This is a genomic window from Bradyrhizobium sp. 23AC (assembly GCF_054863025.1).
The window spans coordinates 903,913-921,708 of the sequence record NZ_JAVAYN010000001.1 but is presented as its reverse complement, the minus strand read 5'-3'; the positions used below and the strand labels follow the sequence as shown (position 1 = coordinate 921,708).

Annotated in this window: 16 protein-coding genes; 6 read left to right on the top strand and 10 right to left on the bottom strand. The window is 65.7% G+C overall.

Annotated elements, in window-relative coordinates; all coding sequences use genetic code 11:
* Window positions 1-13: 13 nt before the first annotated feature.
* The 5 genes from RAD10_RS04325 to rsmI form a co-directional block, all read right to left on the bottom strand.
* Window positions 14-1,531 (bottom strand): type II and III secretion system protein family protein, encoded by a 1,518-nt coding sequence (locus RAD10_RS04325; RefSeq protein WP_091965312.1) that lies wholly within the window; start codon window positions 1,529-1,531, stop codon window positions 14-16.
* Between the two features lie 13 nt (window positions 1,532-1,544).
* Window positions 1,545-2,366: a Flp pilus assembly protein CpaB gene (gene cpaB, locus RAD10_RS04320; RefSeq protein ID WP_461616448.1), complete on the bottom strand. Its 822-nt coding sequence runs from the start codon at window positions 2,364-2,366 to the stop codon at window positions 1,545-1,547.
* Window positions 2,367-2,832: 466 nt separating this feature from the next.
* Complete coding sequence (gshB, locus tag RAD10_RS04315; protein WP_461616447.1) at window positions 2,833-3,777, bottom strand: glutathione synthase; 945 nt, start codon at window positions 3,775-3,777, stop codon at window positions 2,833-2,835.
* A 10-nt stretch (window positions 3,778-3,787) separates the two neighbouring features.
* Window positions 3,788-4,189: a YraN family protein gene (locus RAD10_RS04310; protein WP_183708581.1), complete on the bottom strand. Its 402-nt coding sequence runs from the start codon at window positions 4,187-4,189 to the stop codon at window positions 3,788-3,790.
* Window positions 4,176-5,126, bottom strand: coding sequence for a 16S rRNA (cytidine(1402)-2'-O)-methyltransferase (rsmI, locus tag RAD10_RS04305; RefSeq protein ID WP_461616446.1), 951 nt, complete (start codon window positions 5,124-5,126; stop codon window positions 4,176-4,178). Before rsmI ends, RAD10_RS04310 begins: the two co-directional genes overlap by 14 nt.
* Before the next feature lie 339 nt (window positions 5,127-5,465).
* Here rsmI and RAD10_RS04300 point away from each other — a divergent pair, with 339 nt between their 5' ends.
* The gene (locus RAD10_RS04300; RefSeq protein ID WP_461616445.1) at window positions 5,466-6,698 is read left to right on the top strand and encodes a penicillin-binding protein activator; all 1,233 of its coding nucleotides are present in this window, start codon (window positions 5,466-5,468) and stop codon (window positions 6,696-6,698) included.
* 117 nt (window positions 6,699-6,815) lie between these two features.
* On the opposite strand, the gene hemW is transcribed toward RAD10_RS04300, so the two are convergent.
* The 3 genes from hemW to rph are packed head-to-tail and all read right to left on the bottom strand — an operon-like array spanning window position 6,816 to window position 9,377.
* The gene (gene hemW / locus RAD10_RS04295; RefSeq protein WP_461616583.1) at window positions 6,816-8,000 is read right to left on the bottom strand and encodes a radical SAM family heme chaperone HemW; all 1,185 of its coding nucleotides are present in this window, start codon (window positions 7,998-8,000) and stop codon (window positions 6,816-6,818) included.
* 16 nt (window positions 8,001-8,016) lie between these two features.
* Window positions 8,017-8,652 (bottom strand): RdgB/HAM1 family non-canonical purine NTP pyrophosphatase, encoded by a 636-nt coding sequence (gene rdgB / locus RAD10_RS04290; protein ID WP_461616444.1) that lies wholly within the window; start codon window positions 8,650-8,652, stop codon window positions 8,017-8,019.
* An 11-nt stretch (window positions 8,653-8,663) separates the two neighbouring features.
* The gene (gene rph / locus RAD10_RS04285; RefSeq protein ID WP_091962487.1) at window positions 8,664-9,377 is read right to left on the bottom strand and encodes a ribonuclease PH; all 714 of its coding nucleotides are present in this window, start codon (window positions 9,375-9,377) and stop codon (window positions 8,664-8,666) included.
* Window positions 9,378-9,559: 182 nt separating this feature from the next.
* Between rph and hrcA the strand changes: the two genes are divergently transcribed.
* Window positions 9,560-10,648: a heat-inducible transcriptional repressor HrcA gene (hrcA, locus tag RAD10_RS04280; RefSeq protein WP_091962484.1), complete on the top strand. Its 1,089-nt coding sequence runs from the start codon at window positions 9,560-9,562 to the stop codon at window positions 10,646-10,648.
* 96 nt (window positions 10,649-10,744) lie between these two features.
* Window positions 10,745-11,362 (top strand): nucleotide exchange factor GrpE, encoded by a 618-nt coding sequence (grpE, locus tag RAD10_RS04275; protein ID WP_461616443.1) that lies wholly within the window; start codon window positions 10,745-10,747, stop codon window positions 11,360-11,362.
* Between the two features lie 120 nt (window positions 11,363-11,482).
* On the opposite strand, the gene pncA is transcribed toward grpE, so the two are convergent.
* Entirely contained in the window at window positions 11,483-12,205 is a 723-nt protein-coding gene (pncA, locus tag RAD10_RS04270; RefSeq protein WP_461616442.1) for a bifunctional nicotinamidase/pyrazinamidase, read from the bottom strand.
* 286 nt (window positions 12,206-12,491) lie between these two features.
* Window positions 12,492-13,433 (bottom strand): hypothetical protein, encoded by a 942-nt coding sequence (locus RAD10_RS04265; RefSeq protein WP_165637578.1) that lies wholly within the window; start codon window positions 13,431-13,433, stop codon window positions 12,492-12,494.
* Between the two features lie 393 nt (window positions 13,434-13,826).
* On the opposite strand from RAD10_RS04265, the gene dnaK reads away from it, so the two are divergent.
* The 3 genes from dnaK (at window position 13,827) to RAD10_RS04250 (ending at window position 17,790) form a co-directional block, all read left to right on the top strand.
* Window positions 13,827-15,728: a molecular chaperone DnaK gene (dnaK, locus tag RAD10_RS04260; protein WP_028139411.1), complete on the top strand. Its 1,902-nt coding sequence runs from the start codon at window positions 13,827-13,829 to the stop codon at window positions 15,726-15,728.
* A gap of 246 nt (window positions 15,729-15,974) precedes the next feature.
* On the top strand, window positions 15,975-17,102 hold the full coding sequence (gene dnaJ, locus RAD10_RS04255; RefSeq protein ID WP_028139412.1) for a molecular chaperone DnaJ: 1,128 nt from the start codon (window positions 15,975-15,977) through the stop codon (window positions 17,100-17,102).
* Window positions 17,103-17,190: 88 nt separating this feature from the next.
* Window positions 17,191-17,790 (top strand): class I SAM-dependent methyltransferase, encoded by a 600-nt coding sequence (locus RAD10_RS04250; protein WP_091962468.1) that lies wholly within the window; start codon window positions 17,191-17,193, stop codon window positions 17,788-17,790.
* Window positions 17,791-17,796 lie beyond the last annotated feature (6 nt).

Below are 17,796 nucleotides of genomic sequence, written 5' to 3'. Positions count from 1 at the left end.
CCGTCCGTTCGTCTCAGTCGATGATGAAGCCGAAATCGCCGGGGGCGCCGGCGATCGGATCGACCCGACGCGCGATGCCATAGAGGCGGTTCATGCGGCCGAGCAGCGCCGTCTGCGCGTCCGAGGCCGGCGCGAAGCCGTCGTCGGGCCGCGCCAATTCCTTCTGGGCGACCGCGCGCACCACATAGGGCGTCACGATCACCATCAGCTCGGTCTCGTTGTTGACGAAGTCCTGGCTGCGGAACAGCGCGCCGATGATCGGCACCTGGTCGACGCCGGGCAGGCCGTTGATCGCCTGCTTGGTCTGCTGCTGGATCAGGCCGGCCATCGCCATCGAGCCGCCCGAGGGAATTTCCAGCGTCGTCTCGGCGCGGCGGGTCTGGATCGAGGGGATGGTGATCGAGTTGCTCGAGGTCGACGACACCGCCTGCGTCAACGTGATCGAGTTCGTATTCGACAGCTCCGAGACCTCGGTCATCACGCGAAGGCTGATGCGGCCTTCGCTGAGCACGACCGGGGTGAAGTTCAGCGAGATGCCGAACTTCTTGTAGGTGACCTGGGTGGTACAGACGTGGGTGACCGGATCGCAGGAATAGCCTGCCGGAATCGGGAATTCGCCGCCGGCGATGAAGGTGGCGGATTCGCCCGAGATCGCTGTCAGGCTCGGTTCGGCGAGCGTGCGCATGACGCCGGCGCTTTCCATCGCGCGCATGGTGGCGCTGACGGTGGCGACGCCCTTGGCGAGGCCGGCGACGCCGAGCCCGTTGCTGCCGACGATCGGTCCGCCCGAGACCGAGAACGGGTTGGAATTGTTGAAATTCACCACCGCGGTGCCGGCGTTCAGGCTGGCGCTGAGATCGACGCCGAGCTGCTTGACGATGTCGCGGCGTACTTCGCCGACGACGACCTTGAGCATCACCTGGTCGCGGCCGCGCACGACGATGCTGTTGACGACCTTGTCCGAGCCGCCGACCAGCTTTGCGGCGACCTCGCCGGCCTGCTGGGCCTCGACCGGGCTCGACACCGATCCGGTCAGCATCACGCTGTCGCCGACGCCTTCGATCTGGACGCCCGGCAGCGACTGGCGCAGGGCCGCGCGCATGCCGTTGAGGTCGCGCTTCACTGCGATGTCATAGGAGGCGACCTGCTGGCCGTCGGCGGTGAAGAACACGACGTTGGTCTGGCCGACCTGACCGCCGATGATATAGGCGCGCTGGGCCGAGCGGATCACTGCATTGGCGATCTTGGGATCGGCCACCAGCACGTCCTTGACCTCGCGCGGCAGGTCGATGACGACGGACTTGCCGACGCCAAGCGAGAGAAAACGCGTCTTCGCCGACGCGATGGTCGCGACCGACGACACGCCGAGATCCGGTGCCTGCATCGGCGCCTGGTCGCCGACCGGCGCATCCGTCGCGCTGACGAGGTCGGGGGCCGCGAGCAGCCCCAGCATCAGCATCGTCCCCGTCCAGAACGAGCGCGTGCGCTTCCCCCGAAGGCGCAGGCCCATCCGATCATCCCCGTAGTTCATGCTATCCCCATCATCACTTCTGTGACGTCAATTGCCGTGCCTGCACCCCGTAACGGATCACGTTCACGCCGCCCGCGCGCTTGATCCCCTGGTCCTCAGGCGTGCCCTCGACTGCGTTGGCATCGACGATGCTCCGCAGCGCGAGCTGGAGCGTGCCGCCCTGGCGCGCGGCTGCGAGCACTGCGACCTGGTCGGGCCGGAGCTCGAGCGTGACGGTCTTGCCGACGACGGCGTTCTGGCCGTCCTTCTCCTTCGGCGCCTGGTCGATCGCGAGTACGCGGATATTGGTCAGGATGACCTCGGACAGGACGAGGTCGTTGCCGCCGGTCGGACCGTTGTTGTTGGCGCCGTCGGGGTTCTTCAGACGGCGGGTCAGGACGATGTCGACGCGGTCATTCGGAAGGATGAAGCCGCCAGCGGCGGTCTCCGCTGAAATCTCGGTGGAAACGGCGCGCATCCCGGCGGGCAGGATCGCGGCCATGAAGCCGGAGCCGTCGGCCTTGACCAGCTTCTGCTCGCGGATCGGCTCGCCCTGCATCAGCGGGACGCGGGCGATCGAGCCGGCGATCTGGGTCTGCGCCTCGGGCCTGCTGTCGCGGCGGATGAAGGCGCTGCTCGCGGTCGCTGCCGGCCAGGCCTGCCATTGCAGGTCGTCGGGCTTCACGGCCTGGCCGAGCCCGATGTCGGACTTGGCGACGAGGACCTCGACGGTCGGCAGCTTCTCGGCGACGGGCAGGACGGGCGCGGGCTTGTTGTCGAAGCCGCTCGCCAGATACGCAGCGACACCGCCGGCGCCCAGCGCGATGACGAGAACGACAATGCGTGCGGTATTCATACGCTTCTACTCTTACGCGGGGCACTCGAACCGCACCTGGCGGGTTCCCCGTGTCGATGAGTAGGGAGTAAAAGTATAAGGGGTGTTGCGAGGCCGAACGCGCCGGCCGGCCGCGATGCTGGTTTTCGGCAGATGGTGAACGCGGCGTTATCCGGTCGGCCAGCGGCCCCGTAGATTCACGCAGTACGAGGCGTCCGTTCGAATGACAGGCGCGGCGTCATGGTGAATGGGGGGTTAGTGATGCGCGGCCGCGATCATGCCAATGAGATCGCAGCAGCGCTCCACAACATCGATGTCGTCCCGGCGAACGCCGGGACCCATAACCCCAGGGAGCAGTTTGACGAAGATTGAGCGCCCGGTACCGCGACCAAGCTCTCCGGATAGATTCCGCGGTATGGGTCCCGGCGTTCGCCGGGACGACGTTGAGGAGAGTTCGCGCGCTCCCCAACGTCATCATTGCAGAGTGCTACTGCGCCCGCTTCTGCTCGATCACGTCCCAGACCTTCGCCGCAACATCGGGGCCGCCGAGGCGTGCGATCGCGCGGATGCCCGTTGGCGAGGTCACGTTGATCTCGGTGAGGTTGCCGTTGATGACGTCGATGCCGACGAACAACAGGCCGCGCTCGCGCAGCGCCGGGCCGACGGTGGCGCAGATCTCGCGCTCGCGCGGGGTGAGCTCGGTCTCCTGCGCCGCGCCGCCGCGCACCATGTTGGAGCGAAGGTCGTCGGCGGCCGGCACGCGGTTCACCGCGCCGGCGAACTCGCCGTTGACCAGGATGATGCGCTTGTCGCCATGCTTCACCTCGGGGATGAATTGCTGGATCACCCAGGGCTCCCGGAACGTCACCGAGAACATGTCGAACAGCGAGCCGAAATTCATGTCCTGCGGCATCACGCGGAATACCGCCGCGCCGCCATGGCCGTGCAGCGGCTTCATCACGACGGCGCCGTGCTTGTCGCGGAAGGCGTTGATCTCATCTAAGTCGCGCGAGATCAGGGTCGGCGGCATCAGCTGCGGAAAATTCATCACGAACAGCTTTTCCGGCGCGTTGCGCACGGAAGCTGGATCGTTGACCACCAGCGTCTTCGGATGGATGCGCTCCAGAAGATGCGTCGAGGTGATATAGGCGAGGTCGAACGGCGGGTCCTGGCGCAGCAGCACCACGTCGAAGCCGTTCAGCGCCTCGCGCCTGGGTTCGCCGAGCGTGAAATGGTCGCCGGACTCGTCGCGGACGGTCAGGAGCTGAACCGGCGCCACGATCTCCTCGCCGACCATCGAGAGCTTGTCGGGCGTATAATAGGACAGGCCGTGGCCGCGCTTCTGCGCCTCCAGAAGCAGCGCAAAGGTGGAATCGCCCTTGATGTTGATGCGGGCGATGGGGTCCATCTGGACGGCGACGTTCAGTTTCATGGTCTGCCTTTCAGGTCGAGGCGTCGAATGCCGCCAACACATGGCGCGGAAGTGAGCGCGGCGCAATCAGCATGGCGTCGAATCGCAATTCGAATTCGGCATGCTCGGGATGCGCCACGAGCCAGCCTTGCGCGGCGGCGATGATGCGCTGCTGCTGGCGCGGCGTCACGGCGAAGGCGGCGTCATCCAGCGTGGCCCGCGCCTTGACCTCAACGAAGGCGATCAGATTGCGGCGGCGCGCCACGATGTCGATCTCGCCATGCGGGGTGCGGTAGCGCTTGGCCAGGATGCGATAGCCCTTCGCCATCAGATAGGCCGCTGCGCGACTCTCCGCGGAGATGCCGGTGTGGAACGCGGCGACGCGCTCGGGCGAGGCGACCTTCGGTTCCACCGGGACCTCAGTCTTCGCCATCGCCGGCCCTTAAGTCTTTGGCGAGTTCGAGCGCACGGGCATAGACCTCGCGGCGCGGCCGGCCCGAGAGCGCGACCGCATGTGCGACGGCATCCTTGACGCTGTGCGCGGCAAGCTGTTCGCGCAACAGATCGTCCAGCGCATCCGATGTCAGCATTTCGGCATCGGCCGCTGGCGGAGCGATCACCAGCACGAACTCGCCGCGCGTCTCCAGCGTATCGGCCTCGCGCGCCAGCTGGCTCAGTGGTGCGCGCGAAATCTCCTCGTGCAGCTTGGTCAGCTCGCGGCAGATCGCGGCCTCGCGTGCCCCCATGATCTCGGCGAGCTCTGCGAGTGTGTCCTGCACGCGGTTGCCGGACTCGAACATCACCAGCGTGGCGTCGATGCGCGCGAGTTCGGTCAGGCGCGAGCGCCGCGCGGCCGATTTCGCCGGCAGAAACCCCTCGAAAAAGAAGCGGTCGGTCGGCAGCGCCGCCACCGTCAGCGCCGCCAGCACCGAGGACGGGCCGGGCAGGGCATACACCGCATGGCCGGCGGCGCAGACCTCGCGCACCAGCTTGAAGCCGGGATCGGAGATCAGCGGCGTGCCGGCGTCGGAGACCAGCGCAATCGAGCCGCCCTGCCCCAGCGCCTCCAGGATTTTCGGACGCGCGGCTTCCGCATTGTGCTCGTGATATTGCTTGAGCTGCGCGGCGATGGCGTAGCGCTCGGTCAGGCGCCGGGTGATGCGGGTGTCCTCGCAGGCGATGACGTCGACGCCAGCGAGGGTCTGCAGCGCCCGCAGCGTGATGTCGCCGAGATTGCCGATGGGGGTTGCGACCAGATGGAGGCCCGGTGCCGCCTTCGGCGTCGCAACTCGATGGGCGTCGATAGAGAAACCGCGCGAGGCGGCGTCTTGAGCTTCAGGCGTATTTATCGGGGCCGGCTTTGCGCGCATAATGAAGTCAACTTAGGCACGATCCGCAGGGCTGGGAACCGGTTCGCCGAAAAAGATCGTGCCGAGGTGAGGGGCGAGGAACGGACGGGAATGTGATCGATCCAGGATCACGTCGAGCGGGCGTGAGGGCTCTCGCGCCATATTCGCGACCGAAACGCCGCCTTGATGCTGAATGAGCGAGGGCAAACAGCTGCCGGGACAGCAAGGCGGCCGCGTTAAGCGGCTATTATCCTTTTGTTTCGGTTAACTATTTGCCGACAATATGCCTGAATCCGCGGCTTGTGTCGTGGAAAGAATGTCGTGACCGGCCGGCGCCGGCGGGTCAGAAGAGAAGCTGAAATGGTGGGCCCGCGTTATCCAAAATCTCCTGTTCCGGGGTCCCTGATGTCAGGGGCGACCCGCCGGAGCGCGCTCGGCCTGTTGCTCGGCACGCCCCTGCTGTCGGCCTGCGCCGGCGTGCAGCAGAGCCTGAGCCAGTTCTCCAACCCGTTCTCGAGCTCGACGCCGCCGGCTCAACCGGCAGGTCCCCCGCAACAGGCGACGACCGCCGGCACCGGCGGCGTGAAGGTCGCCGTGATCCTGCCGCTCTCGGCCGCCGGCAATGCCGGCCTTGCCGCGCAATCCATGCGTAACGCCGCCGAGATGGCGCTGGCCGAGTTCCAGAACCCGAACATCCAACTGCTGATCAAGGACGACAATGGCAGCCCGCAGGGCGCGCAGGCGTCCGCGCAGCAGGCCGTCGACGAAGGCGCCGAGATCATTCTGGGACCGCTGTTCGCGCAATCGGTGCCCGCGGTGGCGCAAGTCGCGCGCACGCGCGGCATCTCGGTGATCGCGTTCTCGACCGATTCCAGCATCGCCGGCCGCGGCGTCTATCTGCTCTCGTTCCTGCCGGAGTCCGACGTCAACCGCATCGTCGAATATTCCGCCAGCATCGGAAAGCGTTCCGTCGCCGTGCTGGTGCCGGACAATGCCTATGGCAATGTCGTCGAGGCGGCGGTGAAAGCGGCTGTGCCGCGGCGTGGCGGGCGCATCGTCGCCTTCGAGAAATACGGCGCCGATCGCGCTACACCGGCGCGCACCGTGGCGCAGCAGCTCGGCAGTGCGGATGCATTGTTCATTGCCGATGACGGCGATGCCGTGGTGACGGTCGCAGATGCGATGACCGCGGCGGGCGCGAACTTGCGCAACATCCAGCTGCTCGGCACCGGCCTGTGGGACAATCCGCGGGTCTATGCCAATGCGAGCCTGCAAGGCGGCCTCTATGCCGCGCCCGACCCGGCCGGCTTCCGCGCCTTCTCCGGCCGCTACCGCACCAAATACGGCGCCGAGCCGATTCGCACCGCGACACTCGCCTATGACGCGGTCGCCCTCGTCGCCGCGCTGGCGCGCACGCAAGGCACCACGCGCTTCTCGCCCGACGTGCTCACCAATCCCTCCGGCTTCGCCGGCATCGACGGCCTGTTTCGTTTCCGCGCGGATGGCACCAACGAGCGTGGCCTCGCGGTGATGAAGGTGGCGACGGGTGGCGGCGTTGCGGTCGCGGGCTCGCCGAAGAGTTTTGGGGCGTAGCTCGGGAGACGGTGCCGTAGGGTGGGCAAAGCGAAGCGTGCCCACGAATTTCACGTGATAAAGTGAAAGATGGTGGGCACGGCGCAAGTGCGCCTTTGCCCACCCTACGAGATCTCGTTACGCCGCGAGATCCGCGACCACCGCGTCCAGCACCGGAAATCCGCTGCTCGTCACGCGCAAGCGGCCCGTCGCATCCACCGTGATCGCGCCTTCCTCGCGCAGCAGCGCGATGCGCTTGGGATCGAGCGGGCGGCCGGAGAGGGCTTTGTAGCGCTCGGGGTCAATGCCTTCGGCGAGGCGCAATCCCATCAGCAGGAATTCGTCGGCCCGTTCTTCGCTGTTGAGGAGATCGTCGGTGACGATTCCATGGCCGTTGGTCTCGACCCGCATCAGCCAGGCCTCGGGGCGCTTCTCGGTGGCGGTCGCATGCCTGACGCCGTCGATGTCGAGCCGGCCATGCGCGCCGGGACCGATGCCGGCATATTCCTCACCGCGCCAGTAGACCAGATTGTGCCGGCACTCGGCGCCGCGCCGCGCGTGATTGGAAATCTCGTAGGCGGGCAGGCCGAGCTTGTCGCAGGTCTCCTGCGTGACGTCGTAGAGCGCGCGCGAGACTGCTTCGTCGGGCGTCTTCAATTTGCCGGCCTGGTGGAGGCCGAAGAACGGCGTGCCTTCCTCGATCGTCAATTGATAGAGCGACAGATGCTCGGCCGCCTCGTCGATGGCAAGACGCAGTTCATCGGCCCACATCGCCGGCGTCTGGTCGGGACGAGCGTAGATCAGGTCGAACGAATAGCGATCGAACGAGCGGCGTGCGATGGCGACGGCATCGAGCGCCTCGCGCGCGCTGTGCAGGCGGCCCAGCGCTTTCAGCGAGGCATCGTCGAGCGCCTGCACACCGAGCGAGACACGGTTGACGCCGGCGGCGCGATAGCCGGCAAAGCGCGTGGCTTCGACGCTGGTCGGATTCGCCTCCAGCGTCACCTCGACATCGCCGGCGACGGTCCAGTGCTTGCCGATCGCGTCGAGCACCGCGCCGACGGTTGCGGGCTGCATCAGCGAGGGCGTGCCGCCGCCGAGAAAGATCGAGCTGACCTCACGGCCGGGCGAGCGCTCGGCGGTGGCTGCGATCTCGCGCGCGAAGGCGGAGGCGAAGCGCGCCTCGTCGATCGCGGCGTGACGGACATGGCTGTTGAAGTCGCAATAGGGGCATTTCGACAGGCAGAACGGCCAGTGCACGTAGACGCCGAAGGCTTCAGATTCTTGTTTTGACGCGTTTTCCTGGCGCGAACCGGTATCCACTTCGCTCGAAAACGCTCTAGCGCGGCTCAAGGCAGATCTCCGCCAGTTTTACGAAGGCGCGGGCGCGATGCGACAGGCCGAGGCCGAGCGGCGGCAGGCCATGCTTCTCGATGCTGTCCATCTCGCCGAAGGTGCGGCTGTGGCCGTCCGGCAGGAACATCGGGTCATAGCCGAAGCCGGCGGTGCCGCGCGGCGGCCAGACCAGCGTGCCGTCGACGCGCGCCTCGACCTCTTCGAGATGATCGTCGGGCCAGGCCACGCAGAGCGCGGAGACGAAATGCGCTTTGCGCTTGTCCGGCTTGGTGGCGCCGCGCTCCTGCAACAGGCGCTCGATCTGCGCCATCGCCGCGGCGAAATCCTTGGAAGGTCCAGCCCAGCGCGCGGAGAAAATGCCCGGCGCGCCGTCGAGTGCGTCGACCACGATGCCGGAATCGTCGGCAAAGGCGGGAAGCTTGGTCGCCTTCGCCGCTGCGATCGCCTTGATCGCGGCATTGCTGCGGAAATCGTTGCCGGTCTCGTCCGGCTCGCCGAGGCCGAGCTCTCCGGCCGACACCGCCTCGATGCCGTACGGCGCGAGCAGCTCCTTCATCTCGGCGAGCTTGCCGGGATTATGAGTGGCGATGACGAGCTTTCCGGTGATTCGGCGGTGCATGGGCCTATTGACTACGCGACAGCCAGTTTCTGCAAGTCCACGAGACGCGCGATGCCCTTCTGGGCCAGCGCCATCAGCGCCAGGAACTCGTCCTGCGTGAAAGGCTCGCGTTCCGCGGTGCCCTGCACCTCGATGATGCGGCCATCGCCGGTCATGACGAAATTGGCGTCGGTCTGGGCTTCCGAATCCTCGGCATAGTCGAGATCGAGCACCGGCGTGCCGTTGTAGATGCCGCAGGAGATCGCGGCGACGTTGTCGCGCATCACGTTGGCCTTGATCATGTTGCGCGCCTTCATCCAGTTGATGCAATCGGCGAGCGCGACCCAGGCGCCGGTGATCGAGGCCGTGCGCGTGCCGCCGTCGGCCTGGAGCACGTCGCAATCGACCGTGATCTGGCGCTCACCGAGCGCTTCGAGATCGACGATGGTGCGAAGCGAGCGGCCGATCAGGCGCTGGATCTCGACGGTGCGGCCGCTTTGCTTGCCGGCGGAGGCCTCGCGGCGGGTGCGTTCGGAGGTCGCGCGCGGCAGCATGCCGTATTCGGCGGTGACCCAGCCGCGGCCCTGGCCCTTCAGCCACGGCGGCAGGCGATCTTCCAGCGTGGCGGTGACCAGCACGTGGGTGTCGCCGAATTTCACCAGGCAGGAGCCTTCCGCATATTTGACCACGCCGCGCTCAAGCGTCACGGGGCGCAATTCGTCGGGCGCACGGCGGCTTGGCCGCATGGGAAATCCTCCAAAACTCGCAGGTGTAGGGCTGTTCGCGGTGCTTGTAGGTGGGGTGAGGGTATGCGGCAAGGGGAAAGGACAAGGCTTTTTCACCCCCGGTTTTCCACCCTGCAAACGCGACGCTTGTCAGAACCCTCCTGGATGGACAAATTATGAGCATCTGAGAGGAGTTACCGTCTGTGGCCCATCACGATCCGATCCATCTGATCGCGCCGCGCGCAGGCCTCGCCCAGCTCAACGAGCGTTCTCGCGACATCTTTCGTCAAATTGTCGAAAGTTATCTCGCGACCGGTGAGCCCGTGGGCTCGCGCAATATCTCGCGCCTCATCGCCATGCCGCTGTCGCCAGCCTCGGTCCGCAACGTCATGGCCGATCTGGAACAGCTCGGCCTGATCTACGCCCCGCACACCTCCGCCGGCCGGCTGCCGACGGAACTCGGCCTGCGATTCTTCGTCGATGCCCTGATGCAGGTCGGCGACCTCAACGAAGCCGAGCGGCAGTCGATCCAGAGCCAGCTTGCCACCGTCGGCCAGGCGCAATCGGTCGAGGCGGCGCTGGACCAGGCGCTGACGCGGCTGTCGGGCCTGACGCGCGCCGCCGCGGTGGTGCTGACGCCGAAATCCAATGCCCGGCTGAAACACATCGAATTCGTCCGTCTGGAACCGGAAAAGGCCCTGGTGATCCTGGTCGGCGAGGACGGCCAGGTCGAAAACCGCGTGCTGTCGCTGCCCCCCGGAGTTCCCTCCTCGGCGATCACCGAGGCCGGCAATTTCCTCAATGCGCGCATCCGCGGCCGCACCCTGGCCGAGGCGCGGCTCGAGCTCGAGACGGCACTTGGACAGGCCCGCGCCGAGCTCGATCAGCTTGCACAGAAGGTGATTTCCGCCGGCATCGCCAGCTGGTCCGGCGGCGAGAACGAGGATCGCCAGCTCATCGTCCGCGGCCACGCCAATCTGCTCGAAGACTTGCATGCGCTGGAGGATCTGGAACGGGTGCGCCTGCTGTTCGACGATCTCGAGACCAAGCGCGGCGTGATCGACCTGCTGGGGCGCGCCGAGACCGCTGAGGGCGTGCGCATCTTCATCGGTTCGGAGAACAAACTGTTTTCCCTGTCCGGCTCCTCCACGATCATCTCGCCCTATCGGGATGCCGCCGGCCATATTGTCGGTGTTTTGGGCGTGATCGGGCCGACGCGGCTGAATTATGCCCGCGTGATCCCGACCGTGGACTACGCGGCCCGCATCGTCAGCCGCCTTTTGGGAGGCTGATCGGCGTTTCCGCCGATCACGGGCGCTTGATTTTCGGCGCTTTAGGCACGATATCCGGGCCAACAATCCCTGGAAACGAGTTCGAGATTAGAGCCGATGACCGAGCAAGACCGGCAACCCGAAGACACGACTGCCGCGACCGGCGAGCCCGTGGTGTCAAAACCCTACATCATGCCCGACGATCCCGAGCCCGGCTCGGTCGAGCTGTTGCAGAAGGAAGCCGCCGAGGCGCGTGACCGCATGCTGCGGACGCTGGCCGAGATGGAGAATCTGCGCAAGCGCACCACCAAGGAGGTCGCCGACGCCCGGCTCTACGGCATCACCGGCTTTGCCCGCGACGTGCTCGACATCGCCGACAATCTCCAGCGCGCGCTCGATGCCGTTCCGGCCGAGGCCCGCGCCACGGCCGATCCCGGCCTGACCGCGCTGATCGAAGGCGTCGAGCTCACCGAGCGTTCGCTGCTCAACGCGCTGGAAAAGCACGGCGTGAAGAAGCTCGATCCGCAGGGCCAGAAGTTCGACCCGAACTTCCACCAGGCGATGTACGAAGTGCCTGATGCGTCGGTGCCGTCTGGCACCGTGGTGCAGATCATGCAGGCCGGCTACACCATCGGCGAGCGCGTGCTGCGCCCGGCCCTGGTCGGCGTCGCCAAGGGCGGCGCGAAGCCCGCGGCCGCGGCGAACAACAACGAGTCGAGCGGCGCGGGGAATTGAGTTTGGTGTCATTCCGGGGCGATGCGTAGCATCGAACCCGGAATCTCGAGATTCTCAGGTGCGCAATTGCGCACCGTAGTTCGGCTCTTCGAGCCGCCCCGGAATGACAGCTCGGAAATCTTACGCGCTCACCGCGATATCCGCAGACTGAATCCGCTTCACGCCGGCCTTGGCCATATCGGCCCAGGCTTTTGCCAGCGAGCCCTGCGTGTCGATGCCGCGGCAGGCGTCTTCCACGACATAGACCTCGAAGCCCGCCTTGCGCGCGTCGAGCGCGGTCCAGGCAACGCAGAAATCCGTCGCGAGCCCTGCGACGAAGACGCGCTTGATCTTGCGTCCCCTCAGATAGCCGGCAAGTCCGGTCGAGGTCTTGCCGTCGGCTTCGAGGAAGGCCGAATAGCTGTCGACGTCCTTGTGAAAGCCCTTGCGGATGATGAGTTCGGCGTGCGGGATCGCAAGGTCCTTCGACAGCGAAGCGCCGTCGGTGCCCTGCACGCAATGGTCGGGCCACAGCACCTGCTTGCCATAGGGAAGGTCGACGGTCTCGAACGGCTTCTTGCCGGAATGCACCGACGCAAACGAGATGTGGCCCGGCGTGTGCCAGTCCTGCGTCATCACCACATTCGCAAATGCCTTCGAGATCTTGTTGATGACGGGCACCACCTGCTCGCCCTCTTTCACCGCGAGGCTGCCGCCGGGCAGGAAGCAGTTCTGCACGTCGATCACCAGCAGCGCGGAGGCATCGTCCGGCTTGATCGATGCCGCTGCAAGGAGTGCGGTTGGAGCCAGCGTTGCAAGCGCCGTCGTCCCAAGCATTGCCAAGACTTGTCGCCGATCCAGCATCGTTCGCCTCCCCTTAGGATGAACTCAACGGAGACGAAGCCTAGTTCCGTTCGTGTACGAACAGAAGCCCGAAAATGCGGCCGGCTTTGGTGAGGGCTTGGGCTGGCAAGCCCACAGTACCGTCATCCCGGGGCGCGCAAAGCGCGAGCCCGGGATCCATAACCACGGGGAGAAGTTTGGCGAAGACTCTTTGTGGGACTGCGACCGACTGCCGACCGCGAGATCACGCGGTATGGATCCCCGCCTTCGCGGGGATGACACCGAATGTGTTGCGCCGCCTTCGCAGCTAACCCTTCGGCTGAATCCCGTCGCGCACGGCGCGGAAGCGGGTGAAGGCGGCCAGCCACTGGTCGCGCGGGGCGCTGGCGATGATGCGCAGCGAGGCGCCGCCGCTCGAGAAGCGGATCCACTGAACCACGGTCACCGGGACCTTGTCCTTGCCGCTGACGCCGTCGATCCGGGTCTCGAAGCCTTGCTGGCCGTTGATGCGGATCGGCTCGGACATGGTGACGCGCGATTCGCGCACGCCGGGAATCTGAAGCGCGGCCTCCTGGGCGAAGCGGGCGCGGTCGTCGGCCTGCTGCGGCGTGGCGCCGATCAAGCCGAGGATCATGAACGGCTTCGACTCGTAACCGGTGCTCTCGTCGCCGTCGGCCAGGATGATGCTCGATCCCGGCGCCAGCGTGCGGATGTCCTTGAATTCGGCGAGATCGGTGATCCTGAAAGGCATCAGCGCGATCTGCTCCTCCGCCGAGACCTGCTTGCGGGTGGTGGCGGTCGCAAACATCTGCCGCACCGCTTCATCCGTGTAGATCTTGGTGGCATTCTCCGGGACCTGCACCGCGACATAGCCGGAGAAGCCGGCGCCCGGCACGATCATCGAATAGCGCTTCACCGGGGTGTCGCCGGCCTTGCCGCTTTCGGTGGTGAAATAGGCCAGGCCCGCGGGCGTCTCGATCTTGTCCTGCTTGACGCCGCCAGCGCCGGCCGGATTGGAATTGAAGGCGCTCACGACCTCGCCATAGGCCGCCGGCGGCAGCTCGGTGATCAACACCTTGACGCTGCCGTCCTCGCTCTCGAATCCCGGAAAGGTTTTTGCCGTGCTGAGACCGACCAGCGGCACCATGCCGAGGCGCAAGCCGGGCGGAAACACGGCGTCGGCGGCGAGGGCCGGAAACGCGGAGGCGATCAGAAGGGCGAGCGCGGCGAGGGGGCGGATCAGCTTCATGGGCACTCTGATTGGTTCACATTGAGGCCGTTCGATGGTCGGCCACCGGGCCGCATTGTCGCGCGAAGCAGCTGTGGCGGCTGACCGGCCGGTCCGCCTTTTACCGGGTTTGGGCGTGCGGCAACAGGGCGGGCGGGCTTGCGGTAGCGGGGGCTTGCTGAAGCCTGAACCTGTTAATAATTCCTCACCCGCAAGGGCGGTGAAGCCCGGATATCATCGTCCAAAACCCAATGTTTTCACGGCAGAAACGTAGCTTCGGTCCTTGCGGGCCCCTCCCCCCCTCCTATATGAGCCTCAATCATCGCAATATCGCGGATGTTTGATCTTAGGGGGTTTCGGTCGGGTGCCTTCTGGGCCCAGCCAACCTGCCGCAAAAACAAGGATATCAGGACCATGGGAAAGGTCATTGGGATCGACCTCGGCACCACGAATTCGTGCGTCGCCGTGATGGATGGCAAGAACGCCAAAGTCATCGAGAATTCCGAAGGCATGCGCACGACGCCTTCGATCGTCGCCGTGACGGACGACGGTGAGCGCCTCGTCGGCCAGCCGGCCAAGCGCCAGGCCGTCACCAATCCCGAGCGCACCTTCTTCGCAGTGAAGCGCCTCATCGGCCGCCGCTACGACGACCCGATGGTCGAGAAGGACAAGAAGCTCGTCCCCTACAAGATCGTGAAGGCTTCCAACGGCGACGCCTGGGTCGAGGCCGACGGCCAGACCTACTCGCCCTCGCAGGTCTCGGCGTTCATCTTGCAGAAGATGAAGGAGACCGCGGAAGCCCATCTCGGCCAGAAGGTCGATCAGGCCGTCATCACCGTTCCCGCATACTTCAACGACGCCCAGCGCCAGGCGACCAAGGACGCCGGCAAGATCGCGGGTCTCGAAGTGCTGCGCATCATCAACGAGCCGACCGCGGCCGCGCTCGCCTATGGCCTCGACAAGACCAAGACCGGCACGATCGCCGTGTACGATCTCGGCGGCGGCACGTTCGATATCTCGATCCTCGAGATCGGCGACGGCGTGTTCGAGGTGAAGTCGACCAACGGCGACACCTTCCTCGGCGGCGAAGACTTCGACATGCGCCTGGTCGGCTATCTCGCCGACGAATTCCAGAAGGAGCAGGGCATCAACCTGCGCAACGACAAGCTCGCGTTGCAGCGCCTGAAGGAAGCCGCTGAAAAGGCCAAGATCGAGCTGTCCTCGACGACGCAGACCGAGATCAACCTGCCCTTCATCACCGCGGACCAGACCGGCCCGAAGCATCTGACGATGAAGCTCACCCGCGCCAAGTTCGAGGCGCTGGTCGATGACCTCGTCCAGAAGACCGTCGAGCCCTGCCGCAAGGCGCTGAAGGACGCCGGCGTCACCGCCGGTGAGATCGGCGAAGTGGTTCTGGTCGGCGGCATGTCGCGCATGCCGAAGGTCCAGGAAGTCGTGAAGCAGCTGTTCGGCAAGGAGCCGCACAAGGGCGTCAACCCGGACGAAGTCGTGGCGATCGGCGCTGCGATCCAGGCCGGCGTGCTCCAGGGCGACGTCAAGGACGTGCTGCTGCTCGACGTCACCCCGCTGTCGCTGGGCATTGAGACGCTGGGCGGCGTGTTCACCCGCATCATCGACCGCAACACCACGATCCCGACCAAGAAGAGCCAGGTGTTCTCGACCGCCGAGGACAGCCAGAACGCGGTCACCATCCGCGTCTTCCAGGGCGAGCGTGAAATGGCGGCCGACAACAAGATGCTCGGCCAGTTCGACCTGATGGGCATTCCGCCGGCTCCGCGCGGCATGCCGCAGATCGAGGTGACCTTCGACATCGACGCCAACGGCATCGTCAACGTTTCGGCCAAGGACAAGGCCACCGGCAAGGAGCAGCAGATCCGGATCCAGGCCTCCGGCGGCCTGTCGGAAGCCGACATCGAGAAGATGGTCAAGGACGCCGAGGCCAATGCCGAGGCGGACAAGAAGCGCCGCGAGGCCGTGACCGCCAAGAACGAGGCGGATGGTCTGGTGCATTCGACCGAGAAGGCTTTGGCCGAGCACGGTTCGAAGGTCGGCGAGACCGAGCGCCGCGCCATCGAGGATGCCGTCGGCGACCTCAAGGAAGCGCTGAAGGGCGACGATGCCGAGGCGATCAAGGCCAAGACCCAGACGCTGGCCCAGGCTTCGATGAAGCTCGGCGAGGCCATGTACAAGCAGCAGGCCGAGGCCGACGCCAAGAAGGATGCGGCCAAGGACGACGTCGTCGACGCGGAATTCACCGAAGTCGATGACGACAAGAACAACAAGAAGTCCGCCTGAACCCCAAGAGGGTCATGATGCGGACGGCTTGGACCCCACACGCTCTACCGGCCTCCTCCTTCGCGGGGGAGGCCGTCGTGTCGGGACGGACGGGCGGGTCGCCCGTTACGATCGATCAATTCCCAGCCGTTATGCTGAACGCCGCCACGCTGCCCTCTGCCGCCAGGCAGAAGGCTGCCTATATCGTCGTGTGGCGACGTCGTTTCGCTCCGACTTGAAATCGCGATTGGATAGACCGAGTCCCACATGTCCACGTCCACCAAGCGCTGCTATTACGAAACCCTCGAAGTCGAACGCGATGCCGACGAATCCGTTCTGAAATCGTCGTTCCGCAAGCTGGCGATGAAGTTCCACCCGGACCGCAATCCCGGGGACGACACCAGCGAAGTCAAGTTCAAGGAAATCAACGAGGCCTACGAGGTCCTCAAGGACAAGGACAAGCGCGCGGCCTATGACCGTTACGGCCATGCCGCCTTCGAGCAGGGCGGCGGTGGCGCCGGCTTCGGCGCGGGTTTCGCCTCTTCCTTCTCCGACATTTTCGAAGATCTGTTCGGCATGGCCGGGCAGCGCGGCCGCGGCGGCCGCGAGCGCGGCGCCGACTTGCGCTACAATATGGAAATCACGCTCGAGGAAGCCTTCGGCGGCAAGACCGCGCAGATCGAGATTCCGGTCTCGGTCACCTGCGAGGCCTGCTCGGGCATCGGCGCCAAGGCGGGAACCAAGCCGAAGACCTGCTCGAGCTGCGGCGGCGCCGGCCGCGTGCGGCAGTCGCAAGGCTTCTTCACGCTGGAGCGGACCTGTCCGGGCTGCCAGGGCCGCGGCCAGATGATCGAGGATGCCTGCCCGTCCTGCTCGGGCCAGGGCCGCGTCACCCGCGAGCGCAATCTTTCGGTCAACATCCCCCCGGGCGTCGAGGACGGCACAAGGATCAGGCTCGCCGGTGAGGGTGAGGCGGGGGTCCGCGGCGGTCCGCCCGGCGACCTCTACATCTTCCTGTCGCTGGCCCAGCACCAGTTCTTCCAGCGCGACGGCGCCGATCTGCATTGCCGTGTGCCGATCTCGATGGTCACGGCCGCGCTCGGCGGCGAATTCGAGGTGCCGACCATCGAGAAGGGCAAGGCCAAGGTGAAGGTGCCGGCCGGGACCCAGTCGAACCGCCGGTTCCGCATTGCATCAAAAGGCATGCCAGTGCTGCGGTCGCGCCAGATGGGCGACATGTATGTTCAGGTCGTGGTCGAGACCCCGCAGAACCTCACCAAGAAGCAGCAGGAATTGCTGGCCGAGTTCGAAAAGCTGTCCTCAGGCAACACCCAGCCGGAATCCGAGGGCTTCTTCGCCAAGGTCAAGGATTTCTTCGGTAATCGGGCGAGTTGACCCGGCTTGACCATACCGCCTTCGGCCTATACGTCTTTATGACCATTTTCTGACACGCCGCGGTCCCGCGGTCCCGTCCGGTCCTGACATGCCATTGCCATCGTCCGCGCGTGCGTTGAAGAAGCCTCGTCTCGATGACGAGGTGCGCTTCCTCAGATCATGGATCGAAAAGCCCCTGCACATGGGCGCCGTGATGCCGTCGGGCAAGCTGCTGGCCCGGACCATGGCCCATTACGTCGATATCGATTCGGACGCGCCTGTGGTCGAGCTCGGGCCCGGCACCGGCGCGATCACCTCGGCCCTGATCGAGCGCGGCGTCGATCAGAAGCGTCTCGTCCTCGTCGAATACAATCCCGGTTTCTGCGCGCTGCTGCGCGACCGCTATCCGCAGGCCAAGGTTGTGCAGGGCGATGCCTATCGCCTGCGTGACACGCTCTGGAACGTCCTGAGCGCGCCGGCCTCCGCGGTCGTCTCCGGCCTGCCGCTCGTGACAAAACCGATGCTGACGCGGCTGCGGCTGATCCGCGACGCCTTCACGGCGCTCGCGCCGGGCGCGCCCTTCGTCCAGTTCACCTATGCGGTGGTGCCGCCGATCCCGAAATCGCTGCCCGGCGTGTCCACAGAGGCTTCGGAACGGATCTGGATGAACCTTCCGCCCGCCCGCGTCTGGGTGTATCGCAAGGACTAATTCCGC